This is a genomic window from Paraburkholderia lebeckiae (assembly GCF_050436225.1).
Lineage (GTDB): Bacteria > Pseudomonadota > Gammaproteobacteria > Burkholderiales > Burkholderiaceae > Paraburkholderia > Paraburkholderia tuberum.
In genome coordinates this window covers 680,498-699,466 of the sequence record NZ_JBNDLU010000002.1, presented here as the reverse complement: position 1 = coordinate 699,466, position 18,969 = coordinate 680,498, and the positions used below count along the sequence as shown (strand labels likewise).

Genomic DNA, 18,969 nt, shown 5'->3' with positions numbered 1-18,969 from the left:
TCCAGACAGTCCGTTGTTCCGTTGCTGTTGTTTGCCGTCGTATTTTTTCGCGCGTTCCCGCGCGCATTCCGGCATCCGCTGGCTGTCTACCCTTTTTTTTCGCTTCTGACTGGAATCTCGGCGCGCACGTGCTTCGCCGGGTCCAAAGCAAATGGCCAACAGAAAACTCGACTTTCGCGGACAAGCCTTCAAGGATGTCCTCGGCTTCACCTTCCGTCACTGGGCGCAACAGCCGTGGCGCATCGTCGTGATCGCGGCGCTCGCGCTGTTCACGGCGGGCGCGGACATCCTGACGCCGGTCTTCGCCGGACGTCTCGTCGACGCGATCGCGGCCGGTCCGGCATCGTCGGCGCCCGTCTGGCATCACGCGCTCGCGGCCTTCGGCGCGCTCGCCGCGCTCGGCCTCGCCGCGACGCTGCTGCGCCAGGGCGTGTACTTCAACATCATCCGCTTCACGCTGAAGATGATGAGCGAGATCGCCGCGCGCGCGTTTCATCGCGTGCAGCGCTTTTCGACCGACTGGCACGCGAACAGCTTCGCCGGCTCCACCGTGCGCAAGATCACGCGCGGCATGTGGGCGCTCGACCTGCTGAATGACACACTGCTGATCGCGCTGCTGCCATCGCTGGCGATGCTGATCGGCGCGACCCTGCTGCTCGGCTCGCGCTGGCCCATGATGGGCATCGTCGTCGGCATCGGCTCGCTGCTGTACATCGGCGTGACCGTGACGGTGTCGCTGGGCTTCGTCGCGCCGTCCGCGCGTCTGGCCAACGCGTGGGACACACGCATGGGCGGCGCGCTCGCCGATGCGGTCAGTTGCAACGGGGTCGTCAAGGCATTCGGCGCGGAAGCGCGCGAGGAAGCGCGCCTCGCGCACGTGATCGGCAAATGGCGGCAACGCACACGCCGCACGTGGGTGCGCGGCACGCTCAACGGCGGCCTCCAGGGCGGCATGCTGGCCGCGATCCAGGCGGCGATTCTCGGCGTGGCGGTACTGCTGTGGGCACGCGGCGAAGCGAGCGTCGGCGACATCACGTTCGCGCTGACGATGTTCTTCATGCTGCAAGGCTATCTGCGTGACATCGGCATGCACATCCGTAACCTGCAGCGCTCGGTCAACGACATGGAGGAGCTGGTGTCGCTCGAGAGTCAGCCGCTCGGCGTCGAGGATCGTCCCGGCGCCGGCCCCATCGCGATTCGCGACGGCGAGATCCGCTTCGAGCACGTGTCGTTTCACTATGGCGCGCACAGCCGGCCGCTCTACGACGACTTTTCCATCCGCATCGCGCCGGGCGAGCGCGTTGGGCTGGTCGGTCATTCCGGCTCGGGAAAGACGACCTTCATCAAGCTGATCCAGCGCCTTCACGACATTTCGGGCGGGCGGATCACGATCGACGGCCAGGACATCGCGCAGGTCCAGCAAGCGTCGCTGCGCAGCCAGATCGCGATCGTCCAGCAGGAGCCGGTACTGTTTCACCGCTCGCTTGCCGAGAACATCGCGTATGGACGGCCCGGCGCGAGCCGCGCCGACATCGAGCGGGCCGCGCGGCTCGCGAGCGCGCACGACTTCATCGCCGCGCTGCCGAACGGCTACGACACGCTGGTCGGCGAACGCGGCATCAAGCTATCGGGCGGCGAGCGTCAACGCGTCGCGATCGCGCGGGCATTTATCGCCGACGCGCCGATCCTGATCCTCGACGAAGCCACGTCGAGCCTCGACAGCGAAAGCGAAGTGCTGATCCAGCGCGCGATGGACCGGCTGATGCAGGGGCGCACGACGCTGGTGGTCGCGCATCGGCTGTCGACGGTGCGCGCGCTCGACCGGCTCCTCGTGCTCGACAAGGGCAAGGTGATCGAGGAAGGCAGCCACGACGCGCTGATCAAACGCGACAGCGGCTTGTACCGTCGCTTGTTCGAGCGTCAGGCGCTGGAGCTGATCAAGGGTCTCGGCGAGCCGGAGCTCGTGCGCGAGTCGGCAAAGGTCAAAGCCGACCGGGTCGACGATTCTGGCTTGTTGGTCGGCTAGCGCGACGCAGGCATGCGCCAGGCTTCACGGCAAACGATGCCACGCCTGGCGCCACCAGCCCCTGGCAATAGAAGGCCCGCCGCGCTATACCGCGCCGGCGGGCAACCCGATGCCGCGCGCCATTCCGGTCGCGGCAAACACCATCAGAACCAGCAGCACGGTCTGGATCACGCTGAAATGCGCGTAGGATCGCGCCTTCTTCAGATTCGGCGCCGCGCCGCTGCGGATCGACGCGCGCCAGCGCATCAGGCCGAGCATCGTGGGCACTTCGAGGATCAGGATCAGCACCAGTAACGTCATCTTCACGTGAAAGAGCGGCTGGTGCAGGTAGTAGTCGGCGCCCTTCTCATAGCTACCGAACACGCGCATCAGACCGGTCACGATCAGCACCAGCGCGGCGATGCCCCAGCGTGAATCGGCGCGGAACACCGAACGCAATGCGGCGGGCACCGACGCGCGACGCAGCGACCACGTGCGTCTGAGAATCGATGCGAGCGCAAAACCATAAGCGAGCAGATGAAGGGCGGCAAGCAACCAGCGAACCAGCATGGCGACTCCTGCGAAAGACGCAATACGATCGATGAGTGTCCCACTCGCCCGCCTGCAGGCCGGGCGCCTTGATTGCATTATCGACGAAGCTTCGCTTCGGGATGCGTGCATCGGCCACGCGATGTGACCGATAGCACAAAACATGCATCGTCATACCTGGCGCAGCGTCGTGTCGAGCGCGCGGGCGGCGACGCGATCGCCTTCGGTCGTCAGCGCGGCGCGGAAAACGGTCTGCCGGTTATGACCCGCGGCGGCCGGCGAATCCCACAGCAACTCGACCTTCGGACGTACGCCGAACGCGCTGCGCGCAAGCGAGGCCGCCGCGACCGACCCTATCGGCGCCGCTGACGCGCCGGCCTCGCCCGCCGCGCCGAACGCGACCGCGGGCGCCGGCGTCGCGCGCGCATTGGAACCGCTCGCCCAGCGCACCGACAATTCGCGCGCATCGTATTGCCCCACCTTGCGCCGCTCGGCCCACACGACGACGGTGCGGGTCAGCGGATCGAGCGACACCGCATAGCGGCCGATCGCAAAGCGCCGCGCGGCCACATTGGTGCGCCACAACGGCAGCGGCCGGCAGATCCACAAGACGATCGCGTACAGCACCGGCGCCGCGACGAGCCAACCGTTGGTGGCCGCGACCGCCTGCATCGCGCGACGCCAGCCTGCGCTCGCGACGAACGCGCCGACCGACCACAGCGCAAACAGAAACCCGAGGAACGCGAACAGGCGCAGCGCCTGACGCAGCCATTGCGGCAACGGATGGAACGGACGCTCCGCGAGGGCGCGCGCGCCCGGCAGGAAGATCAGCAGGAATAGAAAGACAAGGTTGATACATGCCCACGGCGAAGACGCCATCGCGGTCAGCGCGGTGCTCAGATTCATCTCGGACATCGAGAAAAGCCAGCGGGCGGCGAGCACGAGTCCGATGGCGCGCAACGTAAAAATCGTGCCGGCGCCGGGCGCGGCATTCGCACGCGTCTCTTTCGTTCTCGCCAAGGCATCCTCCTGTCGTCGGCGGCACCGCAGCCCAATTTGCGGCACGGCAATTATAGGGATATTACCGAGACTGGCTCGTTCGCGCCGCGCGGAATCCCGTATTTTCAGTTGTGCGCCTATGAAAAACGCGGCGCACATGCAACAACGCCCCGCCGGCGACGTGCCGGCGGGGCGTTCAGAGCAGCGAGGGAAGCGTGCAACGGGTTCCTGCCGCCAGCGTTTTTCTACCGCGAAACAACCGCGGCGAATCGACCGCAATCAGCTCGCGTTGACTTCGCGCAGCACCGTGCGATGCTTGCGGCGCAGGAGCTCTTCATAGGTGGCGACGTAGTTCTGCGCCATCACCTTCGACGAGAAGCGTGCCTCGAACGCCTTGCGCACGCCAGCGCGGGGCAGCGTGTGCAGACGTTTGACGGCGGCGACCGCGCTGATTTCGTCCTCGACGACGAAACCCGACACGCCGTTTTCGATCACTTCCGGCACCGAACCGCGATTGAACGCGATCACCGGCGTGCCGCAAGCCATCGCCTCGATCATCACGAGACCGAAGGGCTCCGGCCAGTCGATCGGGAACACCAGTGCGTGCGCATTGCCGAGAAACTCGCGCTTTTCAGCTTCGCCGATTTCGCCGATATACTCGACGTGCGACAACGACATCAGCGGCTTGATGACTTCTTCGTAGTAGGCACGGTCGGCCTTGTCGATCTTGGCGGCGACCTTGAGCTTCATGCCTGCCTGCCCGGCGATGCGAATCGCCCTGTCAAGCCCCTTCTCCGGCGAGACGCGGCCGAGGAATGCGAGGTAGCCGGGCTCGACGTTGGGGATCGGCTTGAGCACGTCTTCCGGCAGACCGTGATAGACGGTTTGCAGCCAGTGCGCCTGCGGCAGCGGAATGCGCTGGTTGTCCGAGATCGACACGACCGGCACGTCATTGAACGTGTTGAAGATCGGCTGCAGTTCAGGCAGATCGAGACGGCCGTGCAGCGTCGTGACGAACGGCACAGGCTGACGCGCGAACAGCGAGAACGGGTAGTAGTCGATGTGGAAATGCAGCACGTCGAATTCGTCCGCGCGGCGGCGCACTTCTTCGAGCAGCAGCATGTGCGGCGCCATCACGTCGCGGATCGTCGGGTCGAGGCGCAGCGCCTGCGGCCAGAAAGCTTCGAGCTTCGCCGAGGTTTGCGAATCGCCGCTTGCAAACAGCGTGACGTCGTGGCCCTGCTCGACCAGCGCCTCGGTCAGATAGGACACCACGCGTTCGGTACCACCGTACAGCTTGGGAGGCACCGCCTCGTGCAGCGGAGCGATTTGAGCGATTCGCATATTGACGAACTCCTAGTAAAAAATCAGGCAAAAGTACTGCATTTGGAAAAAGCGACTCGCTTGCTCGCCAGGGCGGTCTGGCCGGAAATGCCGGCGCGGGCCTGATTCTTTTGAGAAATCCTGCGATGGATCGCTTGGTAAGGAGCCCAGACAAGTGGATCAGCGACTGGGCATGTGCGAGTAAACGCGCACGTTGCACCTACGTTGACAAACTGTCAGAAAAATTGGCGGGCTAACGAGCACGCATTATCAATGCCCGGATTGTTGCAGCACCACGACATTTCAAAGTCTTTACGTTGTTACAAACGCGAAACACTTTGCAAACCCTTGTTTTCAAAGACAGTTCTACAGTATCAGAGGTTTCAGGAGGCACGACGGTACGGGTGTCTGTGCGTTCTCGCCCATCAACGTTGCCGGTAGGAATTGCAAAATTGCCGCAGCGCGGTTGAATGCACCTGTAATGGTTGAATGCAATCCGTAATTATATCTCGAAATTTTCCGCAATCTGCCTGAATGGCCTGTCGGCTCGTGGTGTCGAGACGGCGCAGATCGCGGAGGTCCATCGCGAAATCAATCGCGTCAAAGCCCGGATACACAGGGCGCAATCGCCTTTGCATGTTTACAATGCGAAGCATCGGCTTCACGGAGAGCCATGCTTGTCCGTGTGGTCCGCGCGCATTGCATGCACAACCCGCAACATATCGATCTAAGCTCAATTGGAACACTTGACCATTGCCCAGCGTAATGCCCAGAACGCAAAGCTCGCGAGCTATGCGCACCGGCCGCTGGCGTTTCTCTTCCGCTTTATCCGCCGTCATCCGCTCGCGCATGCGATCGTGTTGTGCAGCGTGTTTGCGGCCGTGGGCTGTGCACTCGCTTCGCAATACGCGATCAAGCATCTGATCGACGTGCTCGGCGGCGGCCGGCATCATCCGGGGCCGCTGTGGGGCGCGTTCGCGATCCTCGTCGGGCTGATCGCCGCCGACAACCTGTTGTGGCGGATCGGCGGCTGGTTCGCAGCGCACACGTTCGTCGCCGTGACGGGCGATCTGCGGCGCGACCTGTTCCAGTACCTGAGCGGCCACTCGCCGACCTACTATGCGGAGAAGCAGCCCGGCATGCTGGCAAGCCGGATCACCGCGACGTCGAACGCCGTTTACACCGCCGAAAACACCACCGCGTGGAACGTGCTGCCGCCGTGCATCGCGGTGCTCGGCGCGATCGTCATGATCATCGCGGTGAACCCGTTGATGGCAGCCGGCCTGATGCTGTGCTCGGCGATCCTGTCGGTGGTGCTGTACAAGCTCGCGGGCCGGGGCTCCGCGCGCCACCATAATTTCGCGACCAAGGCGGCATCGGTCGACGGCGAACTCGTCGACGTGATCAGCAACATGGGCCTCGTGCGCGCGTTCGGCATGACGTTTAGCGAGCAGCGCCGCTTTGCCTCGACGGTCAAGTCGGAGATGGACGCGCGCCAGCAGAGCCTGCTGTATCTGGAAAAGCTGCGTCTGTTGCACGCCGTGGTCACCGCGCTGCTGTCGGCCGGCCTGCTCGGCTGGGCGCTGTGGCTGTGGGACCAGGGCCGCGCGACCTCGGGCGACATCGTGCTCGTCAGCTCGCTCGGCTTCACGATCCTGCACGGCACGCGCGATCTGGCCGTCGCGCTCGTCGACGTCACGCAGCACGTCGCGCGACTCGCGGAAGCCGTGCGCACGCTGCTCGAGCCGCACGGCATGCCCGATCGCGACGACGCGAGCGAACTCGTGCCGCAAGGCGGCCGCGTCACGTTCGACAGCGTCACGTTCGCCTATCCGCGGCGCCGGCCGATTCTCGATCACTTCGACCTCAATATCGAACCGGGTCAGCGCGTCGGACTGATCGGCAAGTCGGGCGCGGGCAAATCGACGGTACTCGCGCTGTTGCAGCGTTTCTACGAAACCCAGGGCGGCGCGATCAAGATCGACGGCCAGGACATCGCGTCGATCACCCAGGACAGCCTGCGCCACGCGATGGCGCTGGTGCCCCAGGACATCTCGCTGTTCCATCGCTCGGTGTACGAGAACATCGCGTATGGCCGCCCGGACGCGAGCCGTGAGGAAGTGCTCGCCGCCGCGCGCGAGGCGCGTTGCTCTGAGTTTATCGAAGCGATGCCGGAAGGCTACGACACGATCGTCGGCGACCGCGGCGTGAAGCTGTCGGGCGGCCAGCGCCAGCGCATCGCAATCGCGCGCGCGATTCTGAAAAACGCGCCGATCCTGCTGCTCGACGAAGCCACGTCCGCGCTCGACAGCGCGTCCGAGGAAGCGATCCAGAAGGCGCTCGACCGGCTGATGGTCGGCCGTACCGTGATCGCGATCGCGCACCGTCTGTCGACGCTGAACAACTTCGACCGGATCATCGTGATGAGCGCCGGCAAGGTCATCGACGACGGCACGCCGGAAGAACTGCGCCAGCGTCCGGGCCTCTATCGCGACCTGCTCGCGAAGCAGTATGGCAAGGGACAGACGCTGCATATCGGCGGCAAGAAGGTCGACGAACAGCACGTAGCTTGACGCACACCGGGTCCACGCGCTGCGCATCGCTTGAAAAAAAGCCGCTCCCTGGAGCGGCTTTTTGCTGTCTGGCTCGCGGCCCGGCTTGGCTTAGCCGGTCACGCTCTCGCGCGCCGCCCTCTTCCGCGCGGCGCCCGCCGCACCCGTGGCCGCGCGCGCTTTCCCGCTTCTGGCGCGCTTCGCGCCCTCGACGCTCTGCAGATTGCGCATGAAGTTATCGCGCCACACCGACACGTTGTTCGCGCGCAGTTGCACCATCATGTCGCGATAGCGCGCCTGCCGCTCGGCGAGCGGCATGTCGAGCGCCCGCGCGAGCGCTTCGGCCATGCCGTCGATATCGACCGGATTGACGATCAGCGCGCCGTCGAGCTCCTGCGCCGCGCCCGCGAAGCGCGACAGCACCAGCACGCCGGGATTCTCCGGATCCTGCGCCGACACGTATTCCTTCGCGACGAGGTTCATGCCGTCGCGCAACGGCGTCACATAGCCGACGTGCGCGGTGCGGAACAGCGCCGCCAGCACCGAGCGCTCGTACTGCTTGTGGATGTATAGGATCGGCGTCCAGTCCAGCTCGGCGAAACGTCCGTTGATCCGTCCCGACTCGCCTTCGAGCTGTAGCCGGATGTCTTGATACGCGTGCAGGTCGGCGCGCGTCGGCGGGGCGATCTGCAGGAACGACACCTTGTTGCGCTGCGCGGCCGTATGCTCGAGCAGGCGCTCGAACGCGCGGAATCGCTCGACCAGCCCCTTCGAATAATCGAGCCGGTCGACACTCATGATCAACTTGCGCGAATGCAGCGTCGCCTTCATCGTGCGCACCGGCTTGCCGCGTTCGCCTGCCTTCGCGAGCTCGGCGATCTCATCCGGATAGACGCCGATCGGATACGCAGAGGCGCGCAACGTGCGGCCGAACGCATGCACACTCAGCGGTCCTTTCGCCGACGCGTCGATCGAGCCGCCCGCCTCGTTGATCACGTAGTCGCAGAACGCGCGCAGATCGGGACCGGTCTGGAAGCCGAGCAGGTCGAACGAACACAGCGCCTCGACGAGTTCGCGATGCGGCGGCACCGTCAGCAGCACCTGCGCGGCCGGAAACGGAATGTGCAGAAAAAAACCGATGCGGTTCTTCACGCCAGCCGAGCGCAGCGCCTGAGCGAACGGAATCAGGTGATAGTCGTGCACCCAGACCACGTCGTCTTCGCGCAGGAGCGGCAGGAGTTGCTGCGCAAGCCACGCGTTGACGCGGCAGTAGCCTTCGAAGTCGTGCCGGTCGTAATGCAGCAGGTCGGATCGATAGTGGAACGCGGGCCACAGCGTCGCGTTCGAGAAACCGCGGTAGTACTGGTCGTAATCGCGGCGCATCAGCGGAACGGTCGCGAAGGTCACCGGACCGCGCTCCTCGAGCTTGATCTGCGGCTGGCCGGAGGTAAGCACGTCGCCGCTCCAGCCGAACCACATGCCGCCGGTCTCCTTCAGCGCGTCGTACACGCCGACCGCCAGACCGCCCGCCGCCGGACCGCCCTCCGAAATAGGCGCCACCCGGTTCGAAACAATGATCAATCGGCTCATGAAGCGCGATTCCCGATGCAGTATGTTGTTTTCGTTGAACGGGGCGTCGGCGTCATGCGCCGCGCGCCGCCGCGACAATCGTTTCGAGCCAGTCGAGCAGTGACGACACCGACTCGACGCGCGTGCGCGCCATCGTTTCGCCCGCGCCAACCTTGATCGACAGACCACCGCGCTCGTTGACGACCGCGAAACCCTTCTCGTCGGTCAGATCGTCGCCGGCGAAGATCGGCGTGCGGCCGGTGAACGGCAGCTCGTCGAGGAAGGCGCGTGTCGCGCGGCCCTTGTCGACGTCCTTCGGCTTGATCTCGTAGACCATCTTGCCGGGCTGCAGCACGTAAGAAGCGGGGTAGTCGGCGACGAGCCGCTCGGTCGCCTCGCGCGCGACCGGCTCGCGGTCCGGCGCGTTGCGGTAGTGCAGCGCGAGCGCCGCGCCCTTGATCTCGAGCAGCATGCCCGGATGTTCGTTGACGACCTGCGCGAGCACCTGCTCCATGCGCAACAGGCGCTCGTCGTGAAAGCCGATGCGCTGCGTGTCGCCATTCGCATCGCGCCGCTCGGCGCCGTGCAGACCCGCGACCGGCAGATCGGGCATGCCGAGAAAACTGTCGATGCTGTCGATGCCGCGCCCCGACACCACCGCGACCGCGCCATTCGTCAGACTGCTCAGTTCGCGCAGCAGGTCGATCACGCGCGGCTGCACCAGCACGCCGTCCGGCGTGGGGGCGAGTTCGACGAGCGTGCCATCGAAGTCGAAGAAAAATGCCGTCTCGCTCGGAGACAGAACAGCCGGAAGTGCTTGCATCGCCTAGGTTCGCCTTTCAGCCATCTATGGCCGGAAAAGTGTGCGCATCTTACCGCGCATCCGTCAATTTTTCGAGAAGGTAAGCTGGGACTCAAGCCCGATGGGCGGTCTATCCATCCGCTTCTGTCGATTGCGTTCAAAGCGCAACGATTCGATTTCGCCGAGCTTTCAGCCAGCTGCGGCAAATTGACTCGCAATTCGTGCGCCCGGCGCGTCGCGCGACGCTGGCGCCAATTTTGCGCTACAGTCGCTGCCACGCGGACCGTCGGCGTGATGGACATCGTTGCACGCTCTCAATCAATCGCGTGTGGCGCGCGAATCTTGCGCGGCATGATCGGGAGACGGTGCGGCCTGCCTGCTCCATCGATTCGTGTTGCCTGCTCTTCAATCGAGTCATTGAACCCTGCTTTGTTCCCGATCCTTCCACCCCAGCGCCCGCAGCCGAACCTGTCCCGCGCACGACCGAGGCGACTCACGCACCGGTTGACGCACGGGTTGGCACGCCGGTTTGCGGCGGCAGCGGCGCTGGGCACGCTGGTCGCGCTTGCCGCACTGACCGGTTGCACGCAGCACACCGAGCCGTGGCAGTTGACCAACGTGACCGGCCACCTGCCGGATCTGGACTTCACCTTGACCGACGACACCGGCCGTCCCGTCAACGCTGCTTCGTTCAAGGGCCACACGTCGCTCGTCTACTTCGGCTACACGCATTGCCCGGACGTCTGTCCCGAAACGATGGGACGCCTGATGCAGGTGCTCGGCAAGCTCGGCCCCGATGCGCAGAAAGTGCGCATCCTGTTCATCACCGTCGATCCCGCGCGTGACACGCCGCGGGCCTTGCACGACTATGTCGGCGCGTTCGACGCACAGCACGCCGAAGGGCTGACCGGCACCGACTGGCAGATCGAGTCGCTGGCCAAGCGCTATCGTGTCGCTTATCAGATGGAAAAGCGCGACCCGAACGGCAACTACGAGGTCACGCACAGCTCCGCCGTCTATGTGTTCGACAGCCGGGGCCGCGCGCGCCTGCTCGCCACCGATCACGACACGCCCGATGCGATCGCGCAGGACCTGCGCCGCATCATCGATGACCAATCCTGATTCTTCTTTGATCCCACTCCATTCCATCATGACGATCAAGCTCAAACCATTCGCTTCCCTCGCCTGCGCGCTCGCGCTGTCATTCGGCGCCGCATCGGCCGCGCAAGCGGCCGATGCTCACGCGATCAGCATCAAGGACGCGTGGGTGCGCTGGCTGCCGAACAACCTGCCCGCGGCCGGCTATGCGACGCTCGTCAACGCGAGCGACAAGCCGATCGATCTCGTCGATGTGTCGAGCGACGACTACGGCGACGCGATGCTGCATCAAACCGTATCGAACGGTTCGACGCAGAAGATGGTGATGGTCGATAAGCTGACGGTGCCCGCGCATGGCCAGGTCGCGATCGCGCCGGGCGGCTATCACGTGATGCTCGAGGACGCGAAGCACAAGGTCGCGCCGGGCGACACCGTGCGTCTGACGCTGAAGTTCTCGGACGGCGAAACAGTGAGTGCGCCGTTCGCGGTCAAGTCGCCGGGCCAGACCAAGTAAGCGGCACCACGGGCCGCCGCCACAGCACGCGCCATCGCCATGAACCTGCTCTACTGGCTCGATCCCTGGGAGTTTTCGCCGACCGTTGTGATCGCGTTGCTGATCCCCGCGATCCTGTTCGTGCGCGGCGCGCGCAAGGCGCGGCTGTCGTTCGCGCGGCGTCTGTCATTCTGGTTCGGGCTGGTCGCGCTGTATGTCGTGCTGCATACGCGGCTCGATTATTACTTCGAGCATGAATTCTTCATGCATCGCTTGCAGCATCTGGTGCTGCATCATCTCGGGCCGTTCTTCATTGCGCTGTCGTATCCGGGCACGGCGTTGCGCGCGGGAATTCCGTTGCGCTGGCGACAGCGCTTCGTGCGGCCCGCGCTGCAAACACCGCTCGTGCGCAGGGCGCTCGACGTCGTCATGCACCCGGTCGTCGCGGTCACGCTATTCGTAGGGCTGATCTATTTCTGGCTGCTGTCGCCGATCCATTTCGTCGCGATGCTCGACTGGCGGCTCTATCGCGTGATGAACTGGAGCATGGCGATCGACGGCCTGCTGTTCTGGTGGCTCGTACTCGATCCGCGTCCGGCGCCGCCCGCGCGTCTGTCTCCGGGCAAGCGCGTGCTCGTCGTGATCGCGGCGATTCCGCCGCAGATCATCCTCGGCGCGTTCATCTTCTTTACGCCGCACGAGCTGTATCCGATCTATTCGATCTGCGGCCGCGCGTTCACGTGGCTGAGCCCGATGCGCGATCAGCAGATCGGCGGGCTCCTGCTATGGATTCCGGGTTCGATGATGAGCGTGGTCGGCGCGCTAATCGCGCTGCGTCACTGGATGCGGCTGTCGTCGCGCGGACGCCTGCGCGCCGAGCGGCGTGCAAAAGTGGCGCGCGGGCTCACGCATGCGGCGTCGACGACGGCAAACGGGCATCGTTGACCCGCTCGCGCTCAGAGCGAGCGCATCCACACATGCGGGATGCCGTCTTCGTCGTGAACCTCCGAGACCGGCTCGAAGCCGAACGCACCGTAAAAGCCTTGCAGATGCGCCTGCGCGTGCAGACGGATCGGCGTATCGGGCCACTGCGCACGGATCTGCGCGAGCGAGCGTTCGAGCATCGCATTACCGAGGCCGATGCCGCGAAACGACGCGGTCGTCAACACCCGGCCGATGCGCACGTCGGCATCCGCCGCATCGGGCAACAACACGCGCAGATAGCCGGCCAACGGCGGCAGCGCCGCACCGTCGCCGGTGCCATAGGCGAGCAGATGCCAGGCTTCGACGTCGAGCCCATCGATGTCGCCATACACGCAGTTCTGTTCGACGACGAACACCGCGCTGCGAGCGGCCAGCATCTCATAGACTTCGACGCTCGTGAGGTTCCCGAACGGCTTCCAGCGCCATTCGAACTGGGCGAGCCGCGCGGCGGCGGTGTGCTGCGGTTCAGTCATCGGTAGCTTTCAGGGTCAATGCGCGACAGCGCGGGCAACGATCCGCAATTATGCCGCGCGCCTCGTCATCGAGCATGTGCAGGCCCAGCATCCGGGCGGTCGACACGGCTGTATTCAGTCGCGAAAGCCGCGCACGCGTTCAGAACACCGCTTGCACGGGTCGCGCGAGACGGTCGGGGAGATTACCGGGGCCGCACAGATGCAGCGCGCCGACGACCATCAGCGTACGCTCGCGCACGTCCAGCAATTCGCTCAGCCGCGCGGACCACGCGCGATTGCGCACGTCGAAAATCGCCTGACGGATGCCGGCCAGATTGAACATCGGCGATTCGACGGCGATTTGCTGTATCGCGTGCAGATCGCCCTCCAGCCACGCCGCGTGCATCCGTTCGAGCGTGCGCTGCGGTTCGCCGCGGTCGGCCATCAGCATGTCGAGCGCGGCGGCAATGGCTTCGAGCGGAATCGATTCGAGCGCGACTGCGACGTCCCGCGCGGACTCGAGATAGCGATACGGCTTCGCCTGCGCGAGCGCCGAGCGCAACATGCGCGGCTCGACACCCTCCACGACCTGCTGCAGCAGTGTCGGCGCGACGATCATCGCGGCCCACGGACGCAGTGTTTCAAGCGGCGCGAGCAGGCCATCGGTCGGCCACAGCGCCCGCAGTTGCGTCCAGGTTTCGTCGCGCATCAGGGGCCGCAGTTGCGCGGCGTCGGGGTGCGCGTCGGCTTTGAGAAACGGCAGGATCGTTGCTGGGTCGGACTCGAATACGAGCACGTCGGCCCAGTCATACGCTTCGGCGACCCATGGCGGCGTTCGACGGCTCGTCGCGGGAAACAGATGCATCGAGCCGAGCAGGCGGACCTGAGTGCCGGTGAGTTGGAAATACATGCGGCCTCAATGAAAACGGGCGATGACGATGGTGCGATTCTATCGCCCGGCCTGGATGAGGCGCGCCGGCGTGCGTTGCCCTTCCCGTGCGCGTGCCGGACACGCCGTTAATCGGAATGCGGCGCTCGCGCGTGAGCCAAAAAATCAGACGCGATATTTGCGATCCCCCAATGAATGCGAGAACGCCTCAAACGCCTGAACCCGATTATTGCCCGCCTTTTTTAAACGACTCGAGTTCGGTCGTATAGCGCTCGTTTCTCACGCCATTGCTGCCGTAATACTCTTCAACCGATTTCACCCAACGGCCGACTTCCGGCACATACCAGAACGCTTTATACGTACGTCCCGTCGCCTGAACAGGACCGATTTTCTGCGCATGCGTGATCATCGCGGTGTCGCCCTGCTCGACCTGGGTGGCTTGCGTGACCGTCTGCCGCGGCTCGAGTTGCGCGACCCAGTCGCCTTCGGCTTCGATCTTGATCGCCTGAAATTTGCCGGCGGGCACTTCGACGCTTTCCGTTCCGACCACCCGATACTGCGAGTTCCACTTCCGCGAAGCGAATACCCGGCTGGGATGCTGCTCGGCGTATTCGACCGTCCAGCTCTTGCCCGGCGACAACGGAAACACGAACGGCCGGTTCACGACTGTATCGGTGCCGTTCACGCTGCGCTCGCGGCTCCAGTCCGCTCCGGCGATGACTTCGCGTGGCGCCTGCGTCGAACCCGAGATCTTCGATTCGAAATAGATGTGCGATGACGTCGCCCGCAGCACCGTTACCTGCTCGTGCGTCTGGTTCCAGCCCGACGGCCCTCTCTCCCTCGTCGACGTATATGTCCAGGTGTCCCCGGGTTTGACGTCGGGGGCTGGCGCCGATTGCGCAATCGCCGACAGCGGCAAAACGAGGCTCAGCATAAGGGCGGCGATTCTTATTTTTTTCATAGGTCGAATGTAGGTTTTATGTGCAACGAATAAGCAGCCGCGAATATCCGGGCGAATACTCGACGACGGACTTTAAAAAGCAAAAAAGCCAGCTCGACGGACGATAAGACCTATCAGCTTTCCGATGGCCAGCTCGATCGACTATCGCGTGTATTACCAGTACAACGCCGGCATCTACGCGGGTCACATGATCAGGAGCGGCACAATGATGCAGATAGCACCGCTCGGAGGCGGTACGCCGCAAGAGGACTACTACTTCCTGAACAATGCTGCGTGCAGTCAATCAAATCCGCGCTCAATTTCTGATCGATTCGGAGGGACGTCTGCGGCACGCGGTCGGATTGACCCGTCCCCTCACATTGATGACGACGGTCGACAAGGCTGGCGAAGAGAGGAACAGAAAAAGAAAAGCCCCGACAAGTCGGGGCTTTCGCTTTACATCAAAGACTGGAGGCGCGAGCCGGAGTCGAACCGGCCTAAACGGCTTTGCAGGCCGCTGCATAACCGCTTTGCTATCGCGCCGCAAGCAGACTGGAACCTGGACACGGGTTCGCAGATTTATCTGGTGATTACCAGAAGAACCGAAGCTCTGAAAAATTCAGAACGAGCGGCCTTCCAAACAAAAAGGGAAGCGTTGCTTCCCCTGATGTATGGAGCGGGAGACGAGGCTCGAACTCGCGACCTCAACCTTGGCAAGGTTGCGCTCTACCAACTGAGCTACTCCCGCATTGAACTACTTCACATCGCGCTGCGTTTTTTACTTCGCCAAACAACGCGATGCTTCGAATTCTGGAGCGGGAAACGAGGCTCGAACTCGCGACCTCAACCTTGGCAAGGTTGCGCTCTACCAACTGAGCTATTCCCGCATTGTGCTGCATTTACTGCTTTACGGCGTTTCCGGTGTTTCGCGTTGCGTGCATCGGAGAAGCGAAATTATGGAGAATCGACTGAAACGTGTCAACCCCCTTGTCCATCTGTTTTAAAGAAAATATTTCGCTCGTAGTAGCGCGGGGTTCGAACACACTTTTGCGCCCACCGCGCTCTTCTATTCACACGGTCACGCGATACCGCCGCGCTCGCGAATCTGCGGCCACGCGAGCTTCATGTAGTACAGCATCGACCAGATCGTCAGGAACGCGGCCAGATAGATCAGCCACAGGCCCCACACGCGCGTGTCGACCGTCACGCCGCCACCGAGCGGCAGCGGGCCATAGAACAGCAGCATCGGAATCGCCACCATCTGGCAAGCGGTCTTGAACTTGCCGAGCGAGTTCACCGCGACGCTCTTCGACGCACCGATCTGCGCCATCCATTCGCGCAGCGCCGATATCGCGATTTCACGTCCGACGATCACGAGCGCGATCGCGGAATCGATCCGCGTGAGTTGCAAGAGCACGAGCAGCGCCGCGGTCACCATCAGCTTGTCGGCGACCGGATCGAGAAACGCGCCGAACGCCGAGGTCTGATTCCATTTGCGGGCCAGAAAGCCGTCGAACCAGTCGGTGAGCGCCGCCAGGATGAAGATCGTCGCGGCCGCGAGATTGCGGTGCGCGGGGCTCATCATCATGTCGGGCAAATAGAACACACCGACGACGAGCGGAATCAGCACGATCCGCAGCCAGGTCAGGAATATCGGGAAATTAAACGGCATGGGGCAGGCGCAGCGTCTGACGAGTGAGTTGCAATTGTGCCGTGTCACAGGGCCTGCCACAAGCAAGCACGCCCAGGCATGGCCGCGCGGGGCGGTAAGCGAGCCGCCCCCGGCGCGTGGTTCGCAGCCAGCGCATCCGCAGCGCGACGCCTCGGGTCCGACGAACCGTCGTTCCGATCACAGCGCGGCGCGGCCCGCCAATTCAATGCAGTTGCCGGTAGATCTGCTCGGCGAGCGCCTGCGAAATGCCTTCGACGCTCGCGAGATCCTCGACGCTCGCGGCCACCACGCCGCGCAAGCCGCCAAAGCGTGCCAGCAGGCGCTGACGCCGCTTCGCCCCTACGCCTTCGAGTTCTTCGAGCCGCGAGGTCTGGCGCGTCTTGCCGCGTTTGGCGCGCATGCCGGTGATGGCGAAACGGTGCGCTTCGTCGCGGATCTGCGCGACCAGCATCAGCGCGGCGCTTTCCTTGCCGAGTTCGAGCGGCGTGCGGCCGTCCGCGAAAATCAGCGTCTCGAGACCGACCTTGCGCCCCTCGCCCTTCGCGACGCCGACGAGCATGCCAGTATCGAGCCCCAACTCGGTGAACACCTGCCGCGCGATCTCCACCTGCCCCTTGCCGCCGTCGATCAGCACGATGGTCGGCAGCACGCCGCCGGCCGAGGCCGGCTCGGCGGCATCGGCGGCGAGCGCGGGATCGGCGGCCGCGTCACTTTGCGATTCGGCGGCTTCGTCGCTCGCATTCGCGGCGGCCTGCGCGACCATCTTTTCGTAGCGGCGCGTGAGCACCTGGCGCATCGCCGCGTAATCGTCACCGGGCGTGATGCCGGCGATGTTGTAGCGGCGATACTCGGACGACTGCATCTTGTGGTGGTGATAGACGACGCATGACGCCTGCGTCGCCTCGCCCATCGTGTGACTGATGTCGAAGCATTCGATGCGCAGATGCGCGAGATCGTCGCACTCCATGCCGAGCGTGTCGGTCAACGCGCGCGTGCGCGCCTGCTGCGAGCCCTGCTCGGAGAGCAGGCGCGCGAGCGCGAGCCGCGCGTTCTGCTCGGCCATCGCGAGCCACGCACGCCGCTGTCCTTGCGGTTGACGCAGTACGGTCACCTTGTGGCCCGCCTGCTCGGTCAGCACGTCGACGAGTTCGCGCGCCGGCGCGTGGCTGACCACCAGCACCGGCGGCACGCGATTGCCGAGGTAATGCTGCGCGATGAACGCTTCGAGCACTTCGGATTCGATGCCATCTGTTGCGCGGCCTTGGCGGCGCTTCGCCGCGGGGCCGGATTCGGCGTTCCCGTCGGCGCCTTCGTCCGCGCCTTCGTCGCTGACGACGTCCCGGGTCGCTTCGGCAGCCTCGTCGATCGCGTCTTCCTCACTACCATCGGCGTCCTCGTCTTCCGACGGCATCTCCTGAGCGATCGCGAGCGCATCGGCCGAGGCGCTCGCCGCCGCGGCCGATGGCGCGACCGCTCGCGCGTCCGCCAATGCATCGCGCTGATCGCCGTCTTCTTCGAGCCCGCCTTCCTCCGCCGTCAACGCGCTCTCCACGTGGGTGGGAAAGTACGCCTTGTCGCCGAGATGTCGTCCGCCGCGCACCATCGCGAGATTCACGCACACGCGGCCGCCCAGCGCGACTACCGCGAGAATGTCGACGTCGCTGTCGCTGCCGACTTCGATTGCCTGCTGATGCAGCACCGTCGACAGCGAACTCATCTGGTTGCGCACCGCCGCGGCCTGCTCGAACTTCAGCTCGCTCGCGAACGCATGCATCTTCTGCTCGAGCTCCTTCATCACCTCGCCCTGGCGGCCCAGCAGAAAGCGCGACGCGTTGGCGACGTCGCGCGCGTAATCCTCCTCGCTGATGTTCGCGACGCACGGCGCCGTGCAACGGCCGATCTGATGCAGCAGACACGGCCGCGTGCGGTTGTTGAACACCGAGTCTTCGCAGGTGCGCAGCTGGAACACGCGCTGCAGGATCTGGATGCTCTCGCGCACCGCCCACGCGCTCGGGAACGGGCCGAAGTACTGGTTCTTGCGATCGACCGAGCCGCGGTAATAGGCCATGCGCGGAAACTTGTGGCCGGTCAGCTTCAGATAGGGATACGACTTGTCGTCGCGAAACAGGATGTTGTAACGCGGCGTGAGCGCCTTGATCAGGTTGTTTTCGAGCAGCAGCGCCTCGGCCTCGGAACGCGTGACCGTGGTCTCGATGCGCGCGATGCGCATGACCATCATCGCGATACGCGGCGATAGCTGCGTCTTCGTGAAGTAGCTCGATACGCGCTTCTTCAGATCGCGCGCCTTGCCGACGTAGAGCACCGCGCCACTCGTGTCGTAATAGCGGTAGACGCCGGGCAGATGCGGCAGTTGGGCGAGCACTGTTTTCGGCTCGAAGGTGTCGGGGGCGTCGCTGGCTTCGGGTTCGGTCATGCGGGATCGATTGGGGTGGGACTGTCTCGCGCTGCCTCGCCGCTTGCACCGATTGCACCGATTGCACCGATTGCGCCGCCGGGTGCCCGGCATCGTGCGCCGGGGGTCGTGTCGCGTGTCGCCGATGCGGCCCGCATGGCGGACAAAGGGCGCGCGCGATCGCGAGCGAGGCTTTAGAATCGCCAGTTTAGAACATTCCGCGTTCGTT

Annotated in this window: 15 protein-coding genes and 3 tRNA genes; 5 read left to right on the top strand and 13 right to left on the bottom strand. The window is 64.3% G+C overall.

The window, feature by feature from the left end:
* The first annotated feature begins 151 nt into the window (after positions 1-151).
* A complete protein-coding gene (locus OKW45_RS17990; RefSeq protein ID WP_429470223.1) occupies positions 152-2,026 on the top strand; it encodes an ABC transporter ATP-binding protein in 1,875 nt (624 codons plus the stop codon).
* Between the two features lie 84 nt (positions 2,027-2,110).
* Here the strand turns inward: OKW45_RS17990 and OKW45_RS17985 are convergent, their stop codons facing one another.
* The 3 genes from OKW45_RS17985 to OKW45_RS17975 all read right to left on the bottom strand — a co-directional run bounded on the left by OKW45_RS17985 (position 2,111) and on the right by OKW45_RS17975 (position 4,897).
* Complete coding sequence (locus OKW45_RS17985) at positions 2,111-2,575, bottom strand: DUF2214 family protein (protein ID WP_018421253.1); 465 nt, start codon at positions 2,573-2,575, stop codon at positions 2,111-2,113.
* 150 nt (positions 2,576-2,725) lie between these two features.
* On the bottom strand, positions 2,726-3,574 hold the full coding sequence (locus OKW45_RS17980) for a hypothetical protein (protein ID WP_429470221.1): 849 nt from the start codon (positions 3,572-3,574) through the stop codon (positions 2,726-2,728).
* 258 nt (positions 3,575-3,832) lie between these two features.
* Positions 3,833-4,897: a glycosyltransferase family 4 protein gene (locus OKW45_RS17975; RefSeq protein WP_429470219.1), complete on the bottom strand. Its 1,065-nt coding sequence runs from the start codon at positions 4,895-4,897 to the stop codon at positions 3,833-3,835.
* Positions 4,898-5,613: 716 nt separating this feature from the next.
* Between OKW45_RS17975 and OKW45_RS17970 the strand changes: the two genes are divergently transcribed.
* On the top strand, positions 5,614-7,449 hold the full coding sequence (locus tag OKW45_RS17970; protein WP_429470217.1) for an ABC transporter ATP-binding protein: 1,836 nt from the start codon (positions 5,614-5,616) through the stop codon (positions 7,447-7,449).
* Between the two features lie 90 nt (positions 7,450-7,539).
* Here the strand turns inward: OKW45_RS17970 and otsA are convergent, their stop codons facing one another.
* Positions 7,540-9,018 (bottom strand): alpha,alpha-trehalose-phosphate synthase (UDP-forming), encoded by a 1,479-nt coding sequence (otsA, locus tag OKW45_RS17965; RefSeq protein WP_429470215.1) that lies wholly within the window; start codon positions 9,016-9,018, stop codon positions 7,540-7,542.
* 52 nt (positions 9,019-9,070) lie between these two features.
* Positions 9,071-9,820, bottom strand: coding sequence for a trehalose-phosphatase (otsB, locus tag OKW45_RS17960; protein ID WP_018421258.1), 750 nt, complete (start codon positions 9,818-9,820; stop codon positions 9,071-9,073).
* A gap of 366 nt (positions 9,821-10,186) precedes the next feature.
* Between otsB and OKW45_RS17955 the strand changes: the two genes are divergently transcribed.
* Genes OKW45_RS17955 through OKW45_RS17945 form a run of 3 tightly spaced genes read left to right on the top strand, consistent with a single transcriptional unit; the run spans position 10,187 to position 12,335 of the window.
* Complete coding sequence (locus tag OKW45_RS17955) at positions 10,187-10,921, top strand: SCO family protein (RefSeq protein ID WP_429412527.1); 735 nt, start codon at positions 10,187-10,189, stop codon at positions 10,919-10,921.
* A 28-nt stretch (positions 10,922-10,949) separates the two neighbouring features.
* The gene (locus tag OKW45_RS17950) at positions 10,950-11,411 is read left to right on the top strand and encodes a copper chaperone PCu(A)C (RefSeq protein WP_429470213.1); all 462 of its coding nucleotides are present in this window, start codon (positions 10,950-10,952) and stop codon (positions 11,409-11,411) included.
* A gap of 39 nt (positions 11,412-11,450) precedes the next feature.
* Positions 11,451-12,335, top strand: a complete 885-nt coding sequence (locus OKW45_RS17945) for a cytochrome c oxidase assembly protein (protein WP_429470211.1) — start codon at positions 11,451-11,453, stop codon at positions 12,333-12,335.
* A gap of 11 nt (positions 12,336-12,346) precedes the next feature.
* Here the strand turns inward: OKW45_RS17945 and OKW45_RS17940 are convergent, their stop codons facing one another.
* The 8 genes from OKW45_RS17940 to uvrC all read right to left on the bottom strand — a co-directional run bounded on the left by OKW45_RS17940 (position 12,347) and on the right by uvrC (position 18,761).
* The gene (locus tag OKW45_RS17940; protein WP_429470209.1) at positions 12,347-12,847 is read right to left on the bottom strand and encodes a GNAT family N-acetyltransferase; all 501 of its coding nucleotides are present in this window, start codon (positions 12,845-12,847) and stop codon (positions 12,347-12,349) included.
* Between the two features lie 139 nt (positions 12,848-12,986).
* Positions 12,987-13,736 carry a TraB/GumN family protein gene (locus OKW45_RS17935; RefSeq protein ID WP_429470207.1) on the bottom strand — a complete coding sequence of 250 codons (750 nt, stop codon included), beginning with the start codon at positions 13,734-13,736 and terminating at the stop codon, positions 12,987-12,989.
* Between the two features lie 205 nt (positions 13,737-13,941).
* Positions 13,942-14,649, bottom strand: a complete 708-nt coding sequence (locus OKW45_RS17930) for a hypothetical protein (protein ID WP_429470205.1) — start codon at positions 14,647-14,649, stop codon at positions 13,942-13,944.
* 475 nt (positions 14,650-15,124) lie between these two features.
* A tRNA-Cys gene (locus tag OKW45_RS17925) sits at positions 15,125-15,198 on the bottom strand.
* A gap of 129 nt (positions 15,199-15,327) precedes the next feature.
* Positions 15,328-15,403: transfer RNA gene (locus tag OKW45_RS17920), tRNA-Gly, on the bottom strand.
* 63 nt (positions 15,404-15,466) lie between these two features.
* Positions 15,467-15,542 (bottom strand) — tRNA-Gly (locus OKW45_RS17915).
* Between the two features lie 191 nt (positions 15,543-15,733).
* Positions 15,734-16,327: a CDP-diacylglycerol--glycerol-3-phosphate 3-phosphatidyltransferase gene (gene pgsA, locus OKW45_RS17910; RefSeq protein ID WP_018421265.1), complete on the bottom strand. Its 594-nt coding sequence runs from the start codon at positions 16,325-16,327 to the stop codon at positions 15,734-15,736.
* A gap of 202 nt (positions 16,328-16,529) precedes the next feature.
* On the bottom strand, positions 16,530-18,761 hold the full coding sequence (gene uvrC, locus OKW45_RS17905) for an excinuclease ABC subunit UvrC (protein WP_429470203.1): 2,232 nt from the start codon (positions 18,759-18,761) through the stop codon (positions 16,530-16,532).
* Positions 18,762-18,969 lie beyond the last annotated feature (208 nt).